Annotated in this window: 16 protein-coding genes; 7 read left to right on the plus strand and 9 right to left on the minus strand. The window is 70.3% G+C overall.

The genetic code is table 11. The features are described from left to right. Nucleotides 1-38 precede the first annotated feature (38 nt). The 4 genes from D5S19_RS19080 to D5S19_RS19095 all read left to right on the plus strand — a co-directional run bounded on the left by D5S19_RS19080 (nucleotide 39) and on the right by D5S19_RS19095 (nucleotide 2,774). Nucleotides 39-581 carry a DUF1707 SHOCT-like domain-containing protein gene (locus D5S19_RS19080; protein ID WP_120024703.1) on the plus strand — a complete coding sequence of 181 codons (543 nt, stop codon included), beginning with the start codon at nucleotides 39-41 and terminating at the stop codon, nucleotides 579-581. 8 nt (nucleotides 582-589) lie between these two features. Continuing rightward, entirely contained in the window at nucleotides 590-973 is a 384-nt protein-coding gene (locus D5S19_RS19085; protein WP_120024704.1) for a DUF1707 SHOCT-like domain-containing protein, read from the plus strand. Nucleotides 974-980: 7 nt separating this feature from the next. After that, nucleotides 981-2,174, plus strand: a complete 1,194-nt coding sequence (locus D5S19_RS19090; protein ID WP_120024705.1) for a sensor histidine kinase — start codon at nucleotides 981-983, stop codon at nucleotides 2,172-2,174. A gap of 63 nt (nucleotides 2,175-2,237) precedes the next feature. After that, nucleotides 2,238-2,774 carry a GNAT family N-acetyltransferase gene (locus D5S19_RS19095; protein WP_120024706.1) on the plus strand — a complete coding sequence of 179 codons (537 nt, stop codon included), beginning with the start codon at nucleotides 2,238-2,240 and terminating at the stop codon, nucleotides 2,772-2,774. On the opposite strand, the gene D5S19_RS19100 is transcribed toward D5S19_RS19095, so the two are convergent. Then, nucleotides 2,767-4,524: a glycerol-3-phosphate dehydrogenase/oxidase gene (locus D5S19_RS19100; RefSeq protein WP_120024733.1), complete on the minus strand. Its 1,758-nt coding sequence runs from the start codon at nucleotides 4,522-4,524 to the stop codon at nucleotides 2,767-2,769. The two genes, D5S19_RS19095 and D5S19_RS19100, sit on opposite strands and share 8 nt — an antisense overlap. A gap of 235 nt (nucleotides 4,525-4,759) precedes the next feature. On the opposite strand from D5S19_RS19100, the gene D5S19_RS19105 reads away from it, so the two are divergent. Together D5S19_RS19105 and glpK are read left to right on the plus strand one after the other, a co-directional pair. Continuing rightward, nucleotides 4,760-5,506, plus strand: coding sequence for an MIP/aquaporin family protein (locus D5S19_RS19105; RefSeq protein ID WP_199730568.1), 747 nt, complete (start codon nucleotides 4,760-4,762; stop codon nucleotides 5,504-5,506). Between the two features lie 31 nt (nucleotides 5,507-5,537). Then, on the plus strand, nucleotides 5,538-7,046 hold the full coding sequence (gene glpK, locus D5S19_RS19110) for a glycerol kinase GlpK (RefSeq protein ID WP_120024707.1): 1,509 nt from the start codon (nucleotides 5,538-5,540) through the stop codon (nucleotides 7,044-7,046). Nucleotides 7,047-7,213: 167 nt separating this feature from the next. Here glpK and D5S19_RS19115 read toward each other — a convergent pair whose 3' ends face one another. The 5 genes from D5S19_RS19115 to D5S19_RS19135 form a co-directional block, all read right to left on the minus strand. Then, on the minus strand, nucleotides 7,214-8,011 hold the full coding sequence (locus D5S19_RS19115) for a VOC family protein (RefSeq protein ID WP_120024708.1): 798 nt from the start codon (nucleotides 8,009-8,011) through the stop codon (nucleotides 7,214-7,216). Between the two features lie 85 nt (nucleotides 8,012-8,096). Then, entirely contained in the window at nucleotides 8,097-8,684 is a 588-nt protein-coding gene (locus D5S19_RS19120) for a class F sortase (RefSeq protein ID WP_120024709.1), read from the minus strand. Nucleotides 8,685-8,687: 3 nt separating this feature from the next. Continuing rightward, on the minus strand, nucleotides 8,688-9,383 hold the full coding sequence (locus tag D5S19_RS19125; RefSeq protein ID WP_199730569.1) for a hypothetical protein: 696 nt from the start codon (nucleotides 9,381-9,383) through the stop codon (nucleotides 8,688-8,690). 231 nt (nucleotides 9,384-9,614) lie between these two features. Beyond that, nucleotides 9,615-10,091 carry a hypothetical protein gene (locus D5S19_RS19130; protein WP_233574032.1) on the minus strand — a complete coding sequence of 159 codons (477 nt, stop codon included), beginning with the start codon at nucleotides 10,089-10,091 and terminating at the stop codon, nucleotides 9,615-9,617. An 86-nt stretch (nucleotides 10,092-10,177) separates the two neighbouring features. Next, nucleotides 10,178-11,584: an NAD(P)H-quinone dehydrogenase gene (locus D5S19_RS19135; protein ID WP_120024710.1), complete on the minus strand. Its 1,407-nt coding sequence runs from the start codon at nucleotides 11,582-11,584 to the stop codon at nucleotides 10,178-10,180. A gap of 131 nt (nucleotides 11,585-11,715) precedes the next feature. Here D5S19_RS19135 and D5S19_RS19140 point away from each other — a divergent pair, with 131 nt between their 5' ends. Continuing rightward, the gene (locus D5S19_RS19140) at nucleotides 11,716-12,168 is read left to right on the plus strand and encodes a gamma-glutamylcyclotransferase (protein ID WP_199730571.1); all 453 of its coding nucleotides are present in this window, start codon (nucleotides 11,716-11,718) and stop codon (nucleotides 12,166-12,168) included. A 602-nt stretch (nucleotides 12,169-12,770) separates the two neighbouring features. Here the strand turns inward: D5S19_RS19140 and D5S19_RS19145 are convergent. The 3 genes from D5S19_RS19145 to meaB form a co-directional block, all read right to left on the minus strand. After that, on the minus strand, nucleotides 12,771-14,072 hold the full coding sequence (locus D5S19_RS19145) for an amidohydrolase (RefSeq protein ID WP_120024712.1): 1,302 nt from the start codon (nucleotides 14,070-14,072) through the stop codon (nucleotides 12,771-12,773). A 399-nt stretch (nucleotides 14,073-14,471) separates the two neighbouring features. Continuing rightward, nucleotides 14,472-14,765, minus strand: a complete 294-nt coding sequence (locus tag D5S19_RS19150) for a hypothetical protein (protein WP_120024713.1) — start codon at nucleotides 14,763-14,765, stop codon at nucleotides 14,472-14,474. A gap of 102 nt (nucleotides 14,766-14,867) precedes the next feature. Further along, nucleotides 14,868-15,857: a methylmalonyl Co-A mutase-associated GTPase MeaB gene (meaB, locus tag D5S19_RS19155; RefSeq protein WP_120024714.1), complete on the minus strand. Its 990-nt coding sequence runs from the start codon at nucleotides 15,855-15,857 to the stop codon at nucleotides 14,868-14,870.

Genomic DNA, 15,857 nt, shown 5'->3' on the forward strand with positions numbered 1-15,857 from the left:
ACGGGCTTGCGGGCACCGGAGCGCATACCATCGATGGTGTGACCGAAGTTCCGTCTCCGCAGCTGCGGGTCAGCGATCAGGAACGTGAGTCCGCGCTGACCGCGCTCGGTGAGCACATGAGCGCCGGGCGGATCGACATCGAGGAATACGGCGAGCGATCCGCCCGGATCACCGCGGCCAAGACCCGTGGTGAACTGGCCGAGATGTTCGCCGATCTGCCCGCGCCCCATCCGGCCTACGGCGGGGTTCCGGCGGCCGTTGCTCCCCCGGCGGCCGTTCCGGAGGCCGCCGCGTCCCCGTCCGGCGAAGTGGCCGCGGCACGGCCGGGCTGGTCCGCCGCCCAGCGGCTCGCGGCCGGGTTGCTGCCGCTGTTCTGGATCGCCGCGATCGCACTCACCGCCACCCACGGCTTGTGGATCCTGTTCGCGGCGCCGATCGTCCTCACGATCATCGGGCGGTCCCTGTGGGGCGACCACTTCGACAACCGCAACCACCACGACCGGCATCGGGAGCACCGGCTCGACCACCGTGACCGCCGCCGTGAGATGCGCGACGACTACCGTCGCCGCCGGCTCGACTGAGCCCCGTCATGTCCGACATGCGGCTGAGCGACGAGGAGCGCCAGGACGCGCTCGACGTCCTCAGCGAACACGTGCGCACCGGACGGCTGGACATCGACGAGTACGCCGTCCGCTCGGCGAAGGTCACCGAGGCGAAGCTGGTGAGCGAGCTGATCCCGCTGTTCGAGGATCTGCCCTCGCCCCGGCCCAGTGTCCTGCTGGCCGCGCCCCGCGCCGCAGCGGAACCCGAGCGGGTGCGGGAGAGCGTGCTGGCCGGCTTCGCGATGCGTTACGCGCTACCGATTTCCATCGCGGTGAGCATCGCCGTGCTGGTGCTGTCCCGTGGCAGGCTGTTCATCGTCTTCGCACTCCCGGTCGCGGCCCTGCTGCTCACCGGGTGGCGACGCCGCTGAGGACCCGATGATCGGATTACGACCGGGGTTCGTCGATCCGCGCGCCGAGCGGCGGGCGGGTCCGGCAGTCGCCGTCATCTCGATCACCGCGCTGGTGGTGTGCACGGTCATCACGAGCATGACGGAACACGGCAGCCCCGCACAGTGGCGCGGCACCCTGCTTCTCGCCGCGGGGACGGCGTTGTGGCTGTTGCTCCTGATCCCACTCGTCCCACGGCGCACGCGGAATCCGTTATGCACCATCGGTTTCTTCGCCGGGCTGCTGGCCGTGACGACGTTCCTGGCGGCGCGGGTGGAGGTCTTCGCCGCATTCGGCTCCGTCGGTTACCCGATCGCGTTCGTCCTCTTCACCGCGCGGTGGAGCATTTTCGCAGCCGCCGCCACGGCGTTGGTTCCGTTGCTGGCGAAGGGTTTCTGGCAAACCGATACCGCACCGTGGGTGACTGTCGTGTCGGTGGTGGGGCCGATCCTGTACGCCGCGTGGTTCGCCGGCGCGGAAAGCGAACAACGCCGCCGCACCAATCAGCAGCTGACCACCGCGCTGGCGGAGAATGCCGCACTGCAGGAGAAACTCCTTGTCCAGGCCCGGGAATCCGGCGTCCGCGACGAGCGCCAGCGGATGGCCAGGGAAATCCACGACACCGTGGCACAGGGTCTCACCGGAATCGTCACCCAGCTACGGGCCGCCGACCAGGCACAGTCCGAAAAGGACCGGCAGCGGCACCTTGGACATGTACACGCGTTGGCGAAGGACAGCCTCACCGAGGCTCGCCGCGCGGTGCAGGCGCTCCGCCCGGAGCCGCTGGCCGACGCGCGCCTGCCCGAGGCCCTCGCCGAGCTGGCCCGCCGCACGACCGAGCGGACCGGCGCCGACGTGACGGCCCGCGCCGAAGGCACGCCGCGCCTGCTGCCGGCCGAGCAAGAGGCAACGCTGTACCGGATCACGCAGGAAGCCCTGGCCAACGCGGAAAAGCACGCCGCGGCAGGCCGGATCGTGATCACCCTGACCTACACCGAAACCCTGACCCTGCTGGACATCCGCGACGACGGCCGGGGCTTCACCGCCGGGGATCGCGGCGCGGGGACCGGCTTCGGCCTCGAAGCGATGCAGCAGCGGGTCCACCATGTGGCGGGCACCCTCACGGTCGAATCCGCCCCCGGCGAGGGCACCGCGGTCCACGTGGAACTGCCCGTCCGCTGACGTTCACCCAGGCTGCATGCCCGGCAGGCGCCGGGAGACCCCGAACCTGGTTACGCTCGTGCGGTGGAACCCGTGGAGATCAACGCAGGCGAGTACTACCTGCGTCAGCTGCGCGCGGACCGGCTCCTCGACGACCGGCCCCTGCTGATGGAGGCGTTCGCGGACACGGAACACCGCCGGTACGTGCGGAACTACCGGCTGGGGACGCTCGACGAGGCCACCGAGTACGTCACCCTGCGAGCCGCGCAATGGGCGTGCGACGAGCGCTGTTCCTGGGCGGTCGCCGAACCCACCACCGGGCGGCTGGTCGGCGAGGTCGGGCTGCGCGACCTCGACTTCACCTTCGGCAGCGCCGAGGCCTCGGTCTGGACGCACCCCGCGGCGCGCGGCAACGGGGTCGCCGTCACCGCGCTGTCCGCGGCCCTGCGATTCGGCTTCGGCGGGCTCGGGCTGACCGAGATCGTCTACCGGCACCGGGAGAGCAACGCCGCCTCCGCGATCGTCGCGCAGCGGTGCGGATTCACCCGGCTCGGCGAGGCCGACACCTCGCAGGCCGGGCAGCCGCTCGTGCGCTGGATCCGCACGCGCCCGGTCAGCTGACCGGTTCGATGAGCCCCGCGCGGGCCTCCGGAGCCGCCGCTCGCAGCGCGTCCGCCGACTCGTCGGTGGTCTGCGACTGCGACTCGCGTTCGGCCTGCACCCGGGCCTGATAGACGGCCACCTCGCGCGCCACGGTCTCCGCGGACCAGCCGAGCACCTCGCCCACCAGCTGCGCCACCTGCTCCGCGCAGTCCACCCCGCGGTGCGCGTACTCGATGGAGATCCGGGTCCGGCGGGCGAGCACGTCCTCCAGATGCAGCGCGCCCTCGTGGCTGGCCGCGTACACGACCTCCACGCCGAGGTAGTCCGGCGCCGATTCGATCGGCTTGAGCAGCTCGGGCCTGCCGTCGGCGAGCGCCAGCACCTCGTGCACCAGCGAGCCGTAGCGGTCGAGCAGGTGCCGGACGCGGTACGGGTGCAGCCCGTGCTGGGCGGCCAGGTGATCGGCCTGGTTGACCAGCGCGTGGTAACCGTCCGCACCGAGCAGCGGCACCTTGTCCGTGATGGACGACGGCGGGCGGCCCGGCAGGTCGACCACGGCCGCGTCCACCGCGTCGGCGGCCATCACCCGGTACGTCGTGTACTTCCCGCCTGCGATGGCAACCAGACCGGGGGCGACCCGGGCGACGGCGTGCTCCCGCGAAAGCTTCGACGTCTCTTCGCTCTCCCCGGCCAGCAGCGGCCTCAGGCCCGCGTACACGCCTTCGATGTCGTCGTGCGTGAGCGGGGTGGCGAGCACCGTGTTGACGTGTTCGAGAAGGTAATCGATGTCGTGCTTGGTGGCCGCCGGGTGCGCGAGGTCGAGGTTCCAGTCGGTGTCCGTGGTGCCCACAATCCAGTGGTTGCGCCACGGGATCACGAACAGCACCGACTTCTCCGTACGCAGGATCATCCCGGTCTCGGAGACGATCCGGTCCCGCGGCACCACGATGTGCACGCCCTTGCTGGCGCGTACCCGGAACCGGCCGCGGCCGCCGGACAGGCGCTGCAGCTCATCGGTCCACACGCCCGTGCAGTTGATCACCGCGCCGGCGTGGATCTCGGTCTCCCGGCCGTCCTCGACGTCGCGTACGCGGACCCCGGAGATCCGGTCCGCCTCGCGGAGGAACCCGACGACCTGGGTGGACGTACGCACCACGGCGCCATAGTGCGCGGCCGTGCGGGCCACGGTCATGGTGTGCCGGGCGTCGTCGGACTGCGCGTCGTAGTAACGGATACCGCCGATCAGCGCAGACCGCTTGAGCGCGGGCACCATCCGCAACGCACCCGCCCGGGTGAGGTGCTTCTGGCCGGGCACCGAACGCGCGCCGCCCATCGTGTCGTACATCAGCAGCCCGGCCGCGGTGTACGGGCGCTCCCAGACGCGGTGCGTCAGCGGGTACAGGAAGCTCACCGGCTTCACCAGGTGCGGCGCGATCGTCGTGAGCATCAGCTCACGCTCGTGCAGCGCCTCCCGCACCAGCCCGAACTCCAGCTGCTCCAGATAGCGCAGCCCACCGTGGAAAAGCTTGCTGGACCGGCTGGACGTGCCCGAGGCCAGATCGCGCGCCTCGACCAGCGCGACCCGCAGGCCGCGCGTGGCCGCGTCCAGCGCGGTACCCGCGCCGACCACCCCGCCACCGATCACCACGAGGTCGTAGGTCTGCTCGCCGAACCGGCCCCACGATTCCTCGCGGCCGGCCGGGCCCAGCCGGGCCGGATTCCGGCCCTGGTCCCGGTCGCGGGCGGCACCGTGCTGAGAACTCGTCACCACTGGCTCCTCCTCGTCCTAGCCGCCTCCAGCATCGCACGACCCGGTGATCGACCGCTCACCCCGAGGTGACACGTGTGGGGTAACCCGCGGCGGCCGTGACGACATTGCGGCAAGCGGCATCTGGAACGATCTCGTACGCACCGGTAACGTGCCGCGAACCGGGTCGGCGACGTGGCCGTGACACCGCAGGCGCCCGACCCCCGCGCAAACTGTCCAGGGTGGAGGTAGAGCGGTGAGTGCCGGAGCGATCATCGTCTGGGAGCTGCTGGGAACCGCAGTCCTGATTCTGTTGGGTAACGGGGTCGTGGCCAACCACGTCCTCCGCAAGAACAACGGGCACAACGCGGGCACGTTGTTCATCACGTTCGGCTGGGCGTTCGGCGTGTTCGCCGGGGCCAGCATCGCCGCCCCGAGCGGGGCCAACCTCAACCCCGCGGTCACCCTCGGGCTGGCCCTCGCGGGCAAGACACCGTGGTCGGACGTACCGTTCTACCTGATCGGCGAGTTCGCCGGCGCGATCCTCGGCGCGGTGCTCTGCTGGGCGGCCTACAAACTGCAGTTCGACGACCATCCGGAACCGGCCGAGACGCTGGGCATCTTCTCCACCGCCCCGCAGATCCGGAACAAGCCGTGGAACCTGGTCACCGAGATCATCGGTACCTTCGTGCTGGTCGCCTGGGTGCTGCTGACCCCGGTCTTCGCGAGCCAGGACGGCGTGCCGACCTTCGGCAACGCCGCGCTCGGCTACGCCGGGGTGTCCTTCATCGTGCTGGTGGTCGGGATTTCGCTGGGCGGGCCGACCGGCTACGCCATCAACCCGGCCCGTGACCTCGGCCCGCGGATAGCCTACGCGTTCCTGCTGCCGATCAAGGGCAAGCGCGACCCGGACTGGAACTACTCGTGGGTGCCGGTCGTCGGCCCGCTCATCGGCGGGGCGATCGCCGCGCTGCTCTACCTCGCCGTGCACAACCTGACCTGACGACGCCCGCCGATCTTTCTGGAGGTATCCGATGACCAGCTACGTTGCCGCGATCGACCAGGGCACCACCTCGACCCGCTGCATGATCTTCGACCACTCCGGCCGCGCGGTCGCAGTCGACCAGCGTGAGCACGAGCAGATCTTCCCGCAGGCCGGCTGGGTCGAGCACGACGCGGAGGAGATCTGGGAGAACACCCGCGCGGTCGCCGCGGGGGCGCTGGCCAAGGCCGACCTGCAGGCCTCGGACGTGGTCGCGGTCGGTATCACCAACCAGCGGGAAACCACCCTGGTGTGGGACCGCCACACCGGGCGGCCGGTATATCACGCGATTGTCTGGCAGGACACCCGTACGGACAAGATCGTCACCGAACTGGGTGCCCTCGGTGGCGGACAGGAGCGGTACCGCGCGAAGACCGGCCTGCCGCTGGCGACGTACTTCTCCGGCCCGAAGGTGAAGTGGATCCTGGACAACGTCGACGGCGTGCGGGCCAGGGCCGAGGCGGGTGAGCTGCTGTTCGGCAACATGGACACCTGGGTGCTGTGGAACATGACCGGCGGGGCGAACGGCGGGGTGCACGTCACCGATCCGACGAACGCCTCCCGCACGCTGCTGATGGATCTGGACACCCTGCAGTGGGACGCGGAAATCGCCGCCGAGATGGCCATTCCGCTGTCGATGCTGCCAGAGATCCGGTCCTCCTCGGAGGAATACGGCAAGGTGCGCGAGCGCGGGGCGCTGGCCGGCGTGCCGATCGCGGGGATCCTCGGCGATCAGCAGGCGGCCACTTTCGGCCAGGCGTGCCTGTCCCCCGGCGAGGCGAAGAACACTTACGGCACCGGCAACTTCGTGCTGCTCAACACCGGCACCGAGAAGGTGATGTCGGAGAACGGCCTGCTCACCACGGTCTGTTACAAGATCGGCTCGAACGACACGGTGTACGCGCTGGAAGGTTCGATCGCGGTCACCGGCTCGCTGGTGCAGTGGCTGCGCGACAACCTGGGCATGATCGGCACCGCAGCGGAGATCGAGGAGTACGCCCGCACGGTCGAGGACAACGGCGGCGCGTACTTCGTCCCGGCGTTCTCCGGCCTGTTCGCCCCGTACTGGCGCTCGGACGCTCGCGGCGCGATCGTCGGCCTGACCCGCTTCGTGAACAAGGGCCACCTGTCACGCGCCGTCCTGGAGGCGACCGCGTTCCAGTCCCGCGAGGTGATCGACGCGATGAACGCCGACTCCGGCGTGCCGCTCAAGTCCCTGAAGGTGGACGGCGGCATGGTGGTGAACGAGCTGCTGATGCAGTTCCAGGCGGACATCCTCGGGGTGCCGGTGATCCGCCCGGTGGTCAACGAGACGACCGCGCTCGGCGCCGCCTACGCCGCCGGGCTGGCGGTCGGGTTCTGGTCCTCGGAGGAGGACATCCGCACGAACTGGGCCAAGGACAAGCAGTGGGACCCGGCCATGGCGGAATCCCGTCGCGAACGGGAGTACCGCAACTGGAAGAAGGCGGTGACCAAGACCTTCGACTGGGTCGAGGACTGAGCCGCCGTGGCTGAGTCCGTGAAGGGAACCCTCACGGACGCGAAGGCTGTGAAGGGTCCCTTCACAGCCTTCCGGTTCAGGGCGGGTAGCCCGGGCCCGCGGCGGCAGCAAGCTCGACGAGAGCGGCCTGCGGAACCCCCGCGTGATCACGGGGGTTCCGCAGTGACTCAGGCACCCCAGCCTTCCTGCGTGCCGGACTGCTCGTTCGGCGCCATCAGGCTGAAGTAGGCACCCTGGTCGTCCTTCGCCGCGACCATCCGGCCGAACGGGGTGTCCACCGGCTCGCTGAGCACCGTGCCGCCGAGTTCCGGAATGCGCGCCGCCGCCGCATCGGAGTCCGCGGCCCAGAAGTAGGTGAGCCAGCCGGTTTCGCGGGAGCCGTCCGACGGGGATTTCCCGAGACCGCCGACCGGACGGCCGTCCACCTCCAGCGTCGTGTAGGTGAACCCCTCGCCGGACATGTCCCCGAACGAGTACCCGAAAACGTCGCCGTAGAACTTGTGGGCCGCGTCGTAGTCCTCGACCATGCACTCGTTCCAGGCCACCGCGCCGGGGGCCAGGGTGACCTGGAAGCCGAGGTGCCCGGTCGGCTGCCACAGGCCGAACACCGCGCCGGCGGCGTCCCCGGCGATCGCCATCCGGCCGGCGCCGGGCACGTCCATCGGCGGGGCGTGCACCTGCCCGCCCGCGGCGGTCACCGCGCCCGCCGTCGCGTCCACATCGGACACTGCGAGGTAGGTGGTCCACCGCGTCGGCATCTGCTGGTCCGGCGGGATCTCGCCGATACCGGCCACCGGACGGCCCGCCACCTCCGCCATCCCGTAACCGCCGGTCTCCGGCCCGCTGACGGACACCTGCCAGCCCAGCAAAGCCTCGTAGAACGCGATCGCCCGCGCACGGTCGGGCGCCATGAGATCGACCCAGCACGGCGTGCCCACGGGCCACGGTTCGCTTCTGATGATCATCGCAACCTCCCGGTTTGCTGCCAGTCCGCCTCAGTCTGGCACCCGGGACCGACAGAATCGGCCGCCTTTCACCCACCCGATTCGCTCAGTGATCGCCACCGGTCAGTTTCGCGTAGACGATGATGTTGTCCAGATAGCTGTGCGCGGCCCGGTCGAATGCGCCACCACAGGTGATAAGCCGCAATTCGGCGTCCGCAGTGTCGCCGTACACCGCGCCACTCGGGAAGACGTCCTTGGCCACTTGATCGACCTTCGTCACCACGAAATTCGCCGTACGGCCGTCCTGCCGGGCGATCGCCACGGTGTCTCCCGGCCGCATTTCCTTCAGCCGGTAGAAAATCCCCTTCTGCTTGTTCCCGTCCACATGTCCGAGAACCACCGCGGGCCCGATCTCGCCGGGCGTCGGGCCGTACTCGTACCACCCGGCCTGCAGCGGCGTGTTCACCGGCGGCACCTGCACCGTGCGGTCCGGATTCAGCCCCAGCGGCACCAGCGTCGAATGCGCCGCGATCCTCGGCACGTCCAGCGAAACCGGCGTGGACTGGGGCAGCGCGGGCACATCCGGCGCGGCCACACCCGAATCCGGCGCGGCGACCGGTGCCGATCCGGATGAACACCCGGCGGCCACGACCGCGACAGCGCAAACCGCCGCAGCCAGCGTTCTCCTCAGCATGTCTCACCCCTTCGGACCAAAGCCCGGTACCGGCCACCCCTCGGAGCCGGTACCGGGCGGCAGAGTCAGCCGCGCGCGCCGACGCACCGCCACGAGTCCGGTCCCGCCGAGCGCGAGCACGCCCATCGCGGCCGCCGCGATGGGCAGACCCGGCGACGAGTCGTCGACCGGCCCATCGGTACCGCCGGTCTGCGGCGCACCCATCGGCACCTGCCCAACCTGTCGCTGTCCCGCCTGCTTCGCGGGCACCACGGTGAACTTCGTGGCGATCGCCGCGCTACCGCATTCGAAGGAGACCTTGTACGTACCCGGCTTCACGTTCTCGCGCACAGTGGCGCGCCCCTGTGAAACGGGTGCTTTGTCCGGGTCGTCCTGCGAGCCGACCGGGTGCAGCGGGCCGATGTCGAGCGCCGCCGAGGTGAGGTGCGCGATGGACTGCGCCTCGCAGCCGACCCGCACGACCACCTTGTCACCGGCCCGGCCGGACGAGGGCAGCACTCGCAGGTACGCCTTCGGGACGCCGGCGTCGTCGGCGGGCGGCGTGGACGTCGGCTCAGTGGTGGGCGCCGGTTGAGTGGTGGGCGCCGGCGAGCCGGTCGTACTGCTCGGCGGCGCCGTGGTCCGGTCCGCGGCGAACGCGGGCGCGGCGGTCAGCAGACCGGCTGCGACAACGGTGGAGAACAATGCGATTCGTTTCATGACAGTCCCCTCGAATCCCCAGGAGCCGAATCCCGGGAGAAAATGGATTTCACATTTTCCGCCGGCGGCATTCACCCACCCGGAGCGCAGTTCCCCCTGACATCCGGGTGCTTTCCGCCGACTCTCTGAAGACGTCTCGTCACCCATCCGGGTTGCCGCCGTGGATAACGGTCACGACACGAAAAAAGCCGCCGGGAACATTCCCGGCGGCTTCCCCGTACTGCCTCGCGACTATTCGGCGGTGCTGCCGTCGCCCGCTTTCGCCGCACCGGCGGGCACCTGGCCGACCTGCTCGGCAGGCACCGAAAACGTGGTGGTGGAAGACTTTCCCCCGCAGGTCACGGTGAGCGGGTACTGCCCGGCAGCGGTACCGGACACCAGGTACGCCTCCGCGCCCATGGTCGCCTTGACGTCGACGAACTGTCCGAAGCTGTAGTCGGAGAACCACAGCACCGGCGAGCTGAACGTCGCCGAGCCAGCTTTCGCACCGGCACAGTTCGCGAGCGCGACGTTCACGTCGCCGCGCTGGAAGTGCCCGAGGATCCCCTGCTTCGCGGCGGTGTCCTGGTTCAACTGGACGGTGACCTGATCCGCCTGCGGCGCCCGGTTCGCGACCGGATCCCCCGCCCCGGCGGTGGCCCCGGCCACCGCCGGGGCCACCGCCACCGCAGCCGCCCCGATCGCCGCCGCCACGAAAACCGCCCTCATGCGCACTAACTCGGCCCTTCTCCAGCATCCGCCTTTTCACCCCGCAAGACGCGGGGCCGGGCGCCGGGTTGCGCAGGCGCGGGAAATCAGTCCAGATCGTCGTGCCGCATCAGCTGACGGCCCGCTTCGGTGATCGATCCGGACAGCGACGGGTACACCGAGAACGTGAGCGCCAGGTGGTCCACCGTCAGCTGGTTCTGCACCGCGAGCGCGATCGGCAGGATCAGTTCGCTCGCCGTCGGCGCCACGACCACACCGCCGACCACCACCCCGGTCGCCGGGCGGCAGAACAACTTCACGAACCCGCGGCGCAGGCCTTCCATCTTCGCCCGCGCGTTGGTGGCCAACGGCAGCATGATCGTCCGCGCGGGCACCTCGCCCGAGTCGATCGCCTGCTGGCTGATCCCGACGGTGGCGATTTCCGGGTGGGTGAACACGTTCGCGGCCACCGTCTTGAGCTTGATCGGCGCGACGCCCTCGCCGAGCGCGTGCCACATCGCGATGCGGCCCTGCATGCTCGCCACGGACGCGAGCATCAGCACGCCGGTGCAGTCACCGGCCGCGTAGACGCCCGGCACGCTGGTGCGCGAAACCCGGTCCACGGTGATGAACCCGCCGGGCCCCGGCTCGATCCCGACCCGGTCCAGGCCGATGTCCTGGGTGTTCGGGACGGACCCGACGGTCATCAGCGCGTGGCTGGCCTCGATCACCCGGCCGTCGGCCAGGTGCACCGCGACGCCTTTTTCCGTGCGCTCCACCCGTTCGGCGCGGGCCCGCTTGGCGACGGTGGTGCCACGCTGCGAGAAGACCTCTTCCAGCACCGCCGCGGCATCCGCGTCCTCGTGCGGCAGCACGCGGTCCCGGCTGGACACCACGGTGACCTTGACGCCCATCTCGGTGTACGCGGAGGCGAACTCGGCGCCGGTGACGCCGGAACCGATGACGGCCAGGTGCTCCGGCAGGTCGGTGAGGTCGTAGAGCTGCCGCCAGTCGAGGATGCGCTCACCGTCCGGCACGGCGCCGGGCAGCACGCGCGGGGTCGCGCCGGTGGAGATGAGCACCACGTCCGCGTTCAGTGCTTCGACCGTGCCGTCGGCGGCATGCGTGACGGAAACCTTGTGGGTGGCCAGGCCCGGCTCGTCGTCGCAGAAGCGGGCCTCGCCGTTGATCACGCGTACGCCCTCGCGCTGCACGCGGGCGCGGATGTCCGCCGACTGGGCGAGCGCGAGACCTTTCACCCGTCCGTGCACCGTGGGCAGATCGACCCCGGTGTCCGCGAGGTCGGTGGTGATGCCCAGCTCACGGAGATCGTGCATATTGGCGAGCGCGCCGGAGGAGGCGATGAACGTCTTCGACGGGACGCAGTCGTAGAGGACGCAGGCCCCACCGAGCCCGTCCCGCTCGACGATCGTCACGTCGGCGCCGTGCTGCGCCGCGACCAAAGCGGCTTCGTACCCCGCCGGGCCGCCGCCCATGATCACGATCCTGCTCACCTGGGGTCCTCCTCGATAGCGGTACTGGCGGTGGTGCTCACGGTACGCGGCGGGCACCGCGGACAGGCCAAGTGGCCGGACACGGCATGTGCATCCGCTCGTGCGGCGCACGGGTCGCTAGGCTGTCGCCCGTGCCGTTGTATGCCGCGTACGGATCCAATATGGAGCCCGCCCAGATGCTGGAGCGTGCCCCGCACTCGCCGATGGCGGGCACCGGCTGGCTGGAAGGCTGGCGGCTCACCTTCGGCGGCGAGGACATCGGCTGGGAAGGCGCGCTGGCCACCATCGTCGAAGACCCCTCCTCCCGGGTGTTCGTGGTGCTCTACGACGTGACCTCGCTGGACGAGGAACGCCTCGACCGCTGGGAAGGCGGCGAGCTGGGCATGCACACGAAGATCCGGCTGCGGGTGCAGACGATGGACGGCTCGGTGCTGGCCTGGCTGTACGTCCTGGACGCCTACGAGGGCGGCCTGCCGTCCGCGAGATACCTGGGCGTACTCGCCGAGGCCGCGGAGACCGCGGGTGCCCCGGTGGATTACGTGGACGATCTGCGGACCCGGCCGTGCAGCGGGATCACCGGCTGAACCGAGCCGCACTCCCTCACCCGGCACTGCCGTGCCCTGCGCGGCGGCGATCTGACGCACGGGCGCGTTTCTTCCGCAGCCGAATACGCGGCTCTTCCGCGGCCGGACAATTGACCACTGCCAACCCCGCGAAGACCGGCGCAGACCCGCGGGGAACGTGCCCCGCGGTCGCATGACCGGCCGCTTGCCAGCAGGTGAACACCGGCGGATCCGAGTTGTCCCCAGCGCCCGAGAGCCTGTGGATAACTCGTCTCATCAGGCGGAACAGCCAGTACGCCCGTACCCCATGCACCTGCCCGGCGCCGCAGTTCTCTCCGAGGACGCGCCCGGCCCCGGAGCACCGGTGCGCGAGACCGAGCCGGTACGTCCGCGGACGTACCGGCGTGTATGACGAAATCCGTTGTCAGAGAACGGGAAACTTCCGAATATTCACCCCGGGGAGCGGACCGGGCGACCATCGGATTCACCCTCGGTGAGCACGCGCCGCCCGACCGGTGGGCCGGCCACAAGACCGGGGGATCCCCCGTCCCGGCGAACCCGGACGAGGGGTATCCCTCCCCCACCTGAGTTGTCCACAGCGACCGAGGAGCTGTGGATAACTGTCACACCAGCGAGGTGAGCGCTGTATGAACCAGAGTGCGTACACCGACCAGGAGGGCACGCTCGTCCAGGACGAACGTCGGGCGGTGGATGTCGGCCTGCGGAGCCGGCGGACCGGACCACACGCCAAGGCGTGCGAAGGCGCCCTGGACGTGTTCGAGGTACCAGCCGAAGTCTTCGCCGCCGGACGACTGCTCCGTACTGGCCAAGCCCGCTTCGCCGACAGCCGCTTCCACGCCGGCGCGCATCAGTGCGGTCGACTCCGGGTCGGACACCACCGGCGGCACTCCGCGGCGGTAGTCGAGGGTGAACCCGGCACCTGTCGGCGCCAGCAGCGATTCGACCGACGACGCGACGAGCGGCTCCAGCGACTTCCACACCTCGTGGTCGGCTGTACGCAGGGTGCCGCGAAGCAGGCCGTCCTGCGGGACCGCGTTGGCCGCCTGTCCGGCGTGCACCGCGCCCCACACCAGCACGGTGCCGGAGCGCGGGTCGACCCGTCGCGACAGCACCGAAGGCAGCGAAGTGATCACCGTGCCCAGCGCGTACACGAGGTCAGCGGTCAGATGGGGGCGCGAGGTGTGCCCGCCGGGCGAAGTCAGCCTCAGCTCGATCAGGTCCGCGGCGGAGGTCAACGCCCCGACGCGCGTGCCGACCTTGCCCGCCTCCAGGCGCGGGTCACAGTGCAACCCGAAGATCCGTTCGACGTCGTTGAGCGCGCCCGCGGCGACCATGTCCAGCGCGCCGCCGGGCATGACCTCTTCGGCGGGCTGGAAGATCAGCCGTATCCGGCCGGGCAGCTCAGGTGCGCCGGCGAGTGCGCGCGCGGCGCCCAGGAGGATCGCCGTGTGCGCGTCGTGCCCGCACATGTGCGCGACACCGTCGGTGCCGGAGGCGTAGGGCAGCCCGGTCGCTTCGGTGAGCGGCAGCGCGTCGATGTCCGCACGCAGCGCCACACACCGCTCGCCACGCCCGATGTCGCAGACGACACCAGTGCCACCCGGCAGCACCCACGGCTTCAGCCCGACCGCGCGCAGCAGCGAGACGATGAGCTCGGTCGTCGCGAATTCGTGCCGCGACAGCTCGGGGTGCGCGTGCAGGTGCCGACGCCACGCCACTACGTCGGCCGCGTTGGCGCGCAGCCAATCATCCAGCCAGAACGGGCCGCGGCCCGCACCGAGGTCTTTCACAGGAGCCATGCTGACCCCGGCATCGGTCAAGAGCGCGCCGGGCGCCTCGATCGGGTCGCCGAGCCCACCGTCGGGGTCACCGGACCTGCCCGGTCGTGAATCCAGCACAGTCACGCCGCGACTCCTCCCGCACCACTGGTGGCCCGAGCCGCGCACGGGGTCACACAACGTGCCGTTCGATCTGTCATACGCATTTGCAGATGATCGTGCACCATGCAGGTGGCAAGGGGCGGTCCGTAGGGGCCAGGTTAGGCGGCCGGTACCGGATCTGCGATGAACGGCGAACGGGAGTTCAGTCTGGGTAAACGGGCAGCCGGCCCCGCCGGCGAGACCGTCCGTTCTCCCCCGGTCCGGCGCGCATCAGCGGTGAGCTGCGGAAACCCGGGGCACGCCGAATCCTGCCCGGCCTCCGCCACCGGGTTCCGGCGGCTGCTCGGACCTGCGAAAAACCGCCCGGCTCCGGCGAACGGCACTGTCTTCCGACGAATGGCACGGCGCAAGCCCGCGGAATGCTCAGCCCCCGGCCTTGCGGCGCTTGATCCGGTGCCGGCGCCCGAAGAACACGATCGCCAGCAACGCCACCGCGGCACCACCGGCGACGAGCTTGCTCTTGGACTTCTCCGTGTTCGCCTTGTCCGTTTCGGTGGGGTCGAGGACCGGGCCCGGCGGCGCCTGGTGCAGTTCGCTCACCTGGGTGATCGCCACCGTCGGCGCGGGCGTCGTCGCGGAAGCCGGTGAAACGGCCAGGACCCCGGTGAGCAGTACGCCCAGCAGGCCGGCCAGCAGCAGTCCCCGCACCTTCGCCATGACTTCCCTTCTACGGCATCGACGCGCATTCTGCCCGGCGAACCCCGGTCCCGTCAGCCGCCACGCGGAGGGTTCGCCCGGTGACCGTCGGGCGCGACAATCTCAAGCAGGCTCGGCAAAGGCGTCAAGGATGCGCTGCGCGGCCAGCGTCGGGGTCAGCTCGCCCTCGCGGACCGCGCGCTCCACGTCCGCCACCTGCGCACGGACCTTCGGATGCGCGGCGAGCCGGTCGAGCAGCTGTTCCCGCACCATCGCCCAGGTCCACTCCACCTGCTGCGCGCGGCGTCGTCCGGCGAGTTCGCCCGAGGCCTCCAGCGACGCACGGTGCCGGCCGATCGTCGCCCACACCTCGTCCAGCCCACGGCCTTCCAAGGCACTGCAGGTCAGCACTGGTGGCGTCCACGGTGCGTCCTTGCCGTAGATCATCCGCAGCGCGCCCTGCAACTCCCGGGCAGCGCGTTTGGCATCGCGTTCGTGCGGGCCGTCCGCCTTGTTCACGGCGATCACGTCGGCCAGCTCCAGCACGCCCTTCTTGATGCCCTGCAGCTGGTCCCCGGTCCGGGCGAGGGTCAGGAAGAGGAAGCAGTCGACCATGTTCGCCACGGTCACCTCGGACTGTCCGACCCCGACGGTCTCCACCAGCACCACGTCGAAACCGGCGGCTTCCATCAGCACGATCGTCTCGCGAGTGGCGCGTGCGACCCCGCCGAGCGTGCCCGAGGTCGGCGACGGGCGGATGAACGCGTTCGGGTCCACCGCCAGCCGGGCCATCCGCGTCTTGTCCCCGAGGATCGAGCCGCCGGTACGGGTCGACGACGGGTCGACCGCGAGCACCGCGACCCGATGCCCGGCCGTGGTCAGGTCGGTGCCCAGCTGATCGATGAAAGTCGACTTGCCGACCCCCGGCACCCCGGTGATCCCGACCCGTTTCGCACCGCCGGCCTGGGGCAGCAGCTCCACCAGCAGTTCCTGGGCCATCCGGCGGTGGTCGTCGCGATGCGATTCGACCAGCGTGATGGCCTTGGACAAAGTCCCGCGATCACCGGCGAGCACGCCTTTCGCGTACTCGCCGACATCGATCCGGCGCGGCAA

It is taken from the genome of Amycolatopsis panacis, from assembly GCF_003600245.1.
Classification (GTDB): domain Bacteria; phylum Actinomycetota; class Actinomycetes; order Mycobacteriales; family Pseudonocardiaceae; genus Amycolatopsis; species Amycolatopsis sulphurea.

Coding starts and splice junctions, on each gene's coding strand:
- D5S19_RS19130 (WP_233574032.1), bottom strand. CDS start 10,091: ATGAGGGCGGTTTTCGTGGCGGCGGCGATCGGGGCGGCTGCGGTGGCG.
- D5S19_RS19150 (WP_120024713.1), bottom strand. CDS start 14,765: ATGGCGAAGGTGCGGGGACTGCTGCTGGCCGGCCTGCTGGGCGTACTG.
- D5S19_RS19115 (WP_120024708.1), bottom strand. CDS start 8,011: ATGATCATCAGAAGCGAACCGTGGCCCGTGGGCACGCCGTGCTGGGTC.
- D5S19_RS19090 (WP_120024705.1), top strand. CDS start 981: ATGATCGGATTACGACCGGGGTTCGTCGATCCGCGCGCCGAGCGGCGG.
- D5S19_RS19085 (WP_120024704.1), top strand. CDS start 590: ATGTCCGACATGCGGCTGAGCGACGAGGAGCGCCAGGACGCGCTCGAC.
- D5S19_RS19120 (WP_120024709.1), bottom strand. CDS start 8,684: ATGCTGAGGAGAACGCTGGCTGCGGCGGTTTGCGCTGTCGCGGTCGTG.
- glpK (WP_120024707.1), top strand. CDS start 5,538: ATGACCAGCTACGTTGCCGCGATCGACCAGGGCACCACCTCGACCCGC.
- D5S19_RS19125 (WP_199730569.1), bottom strand. CDS start 9,383: ATGAAACGAATCGCATTGTTCTCCACCGTTGTCGCAGCCGGTCTGCTG.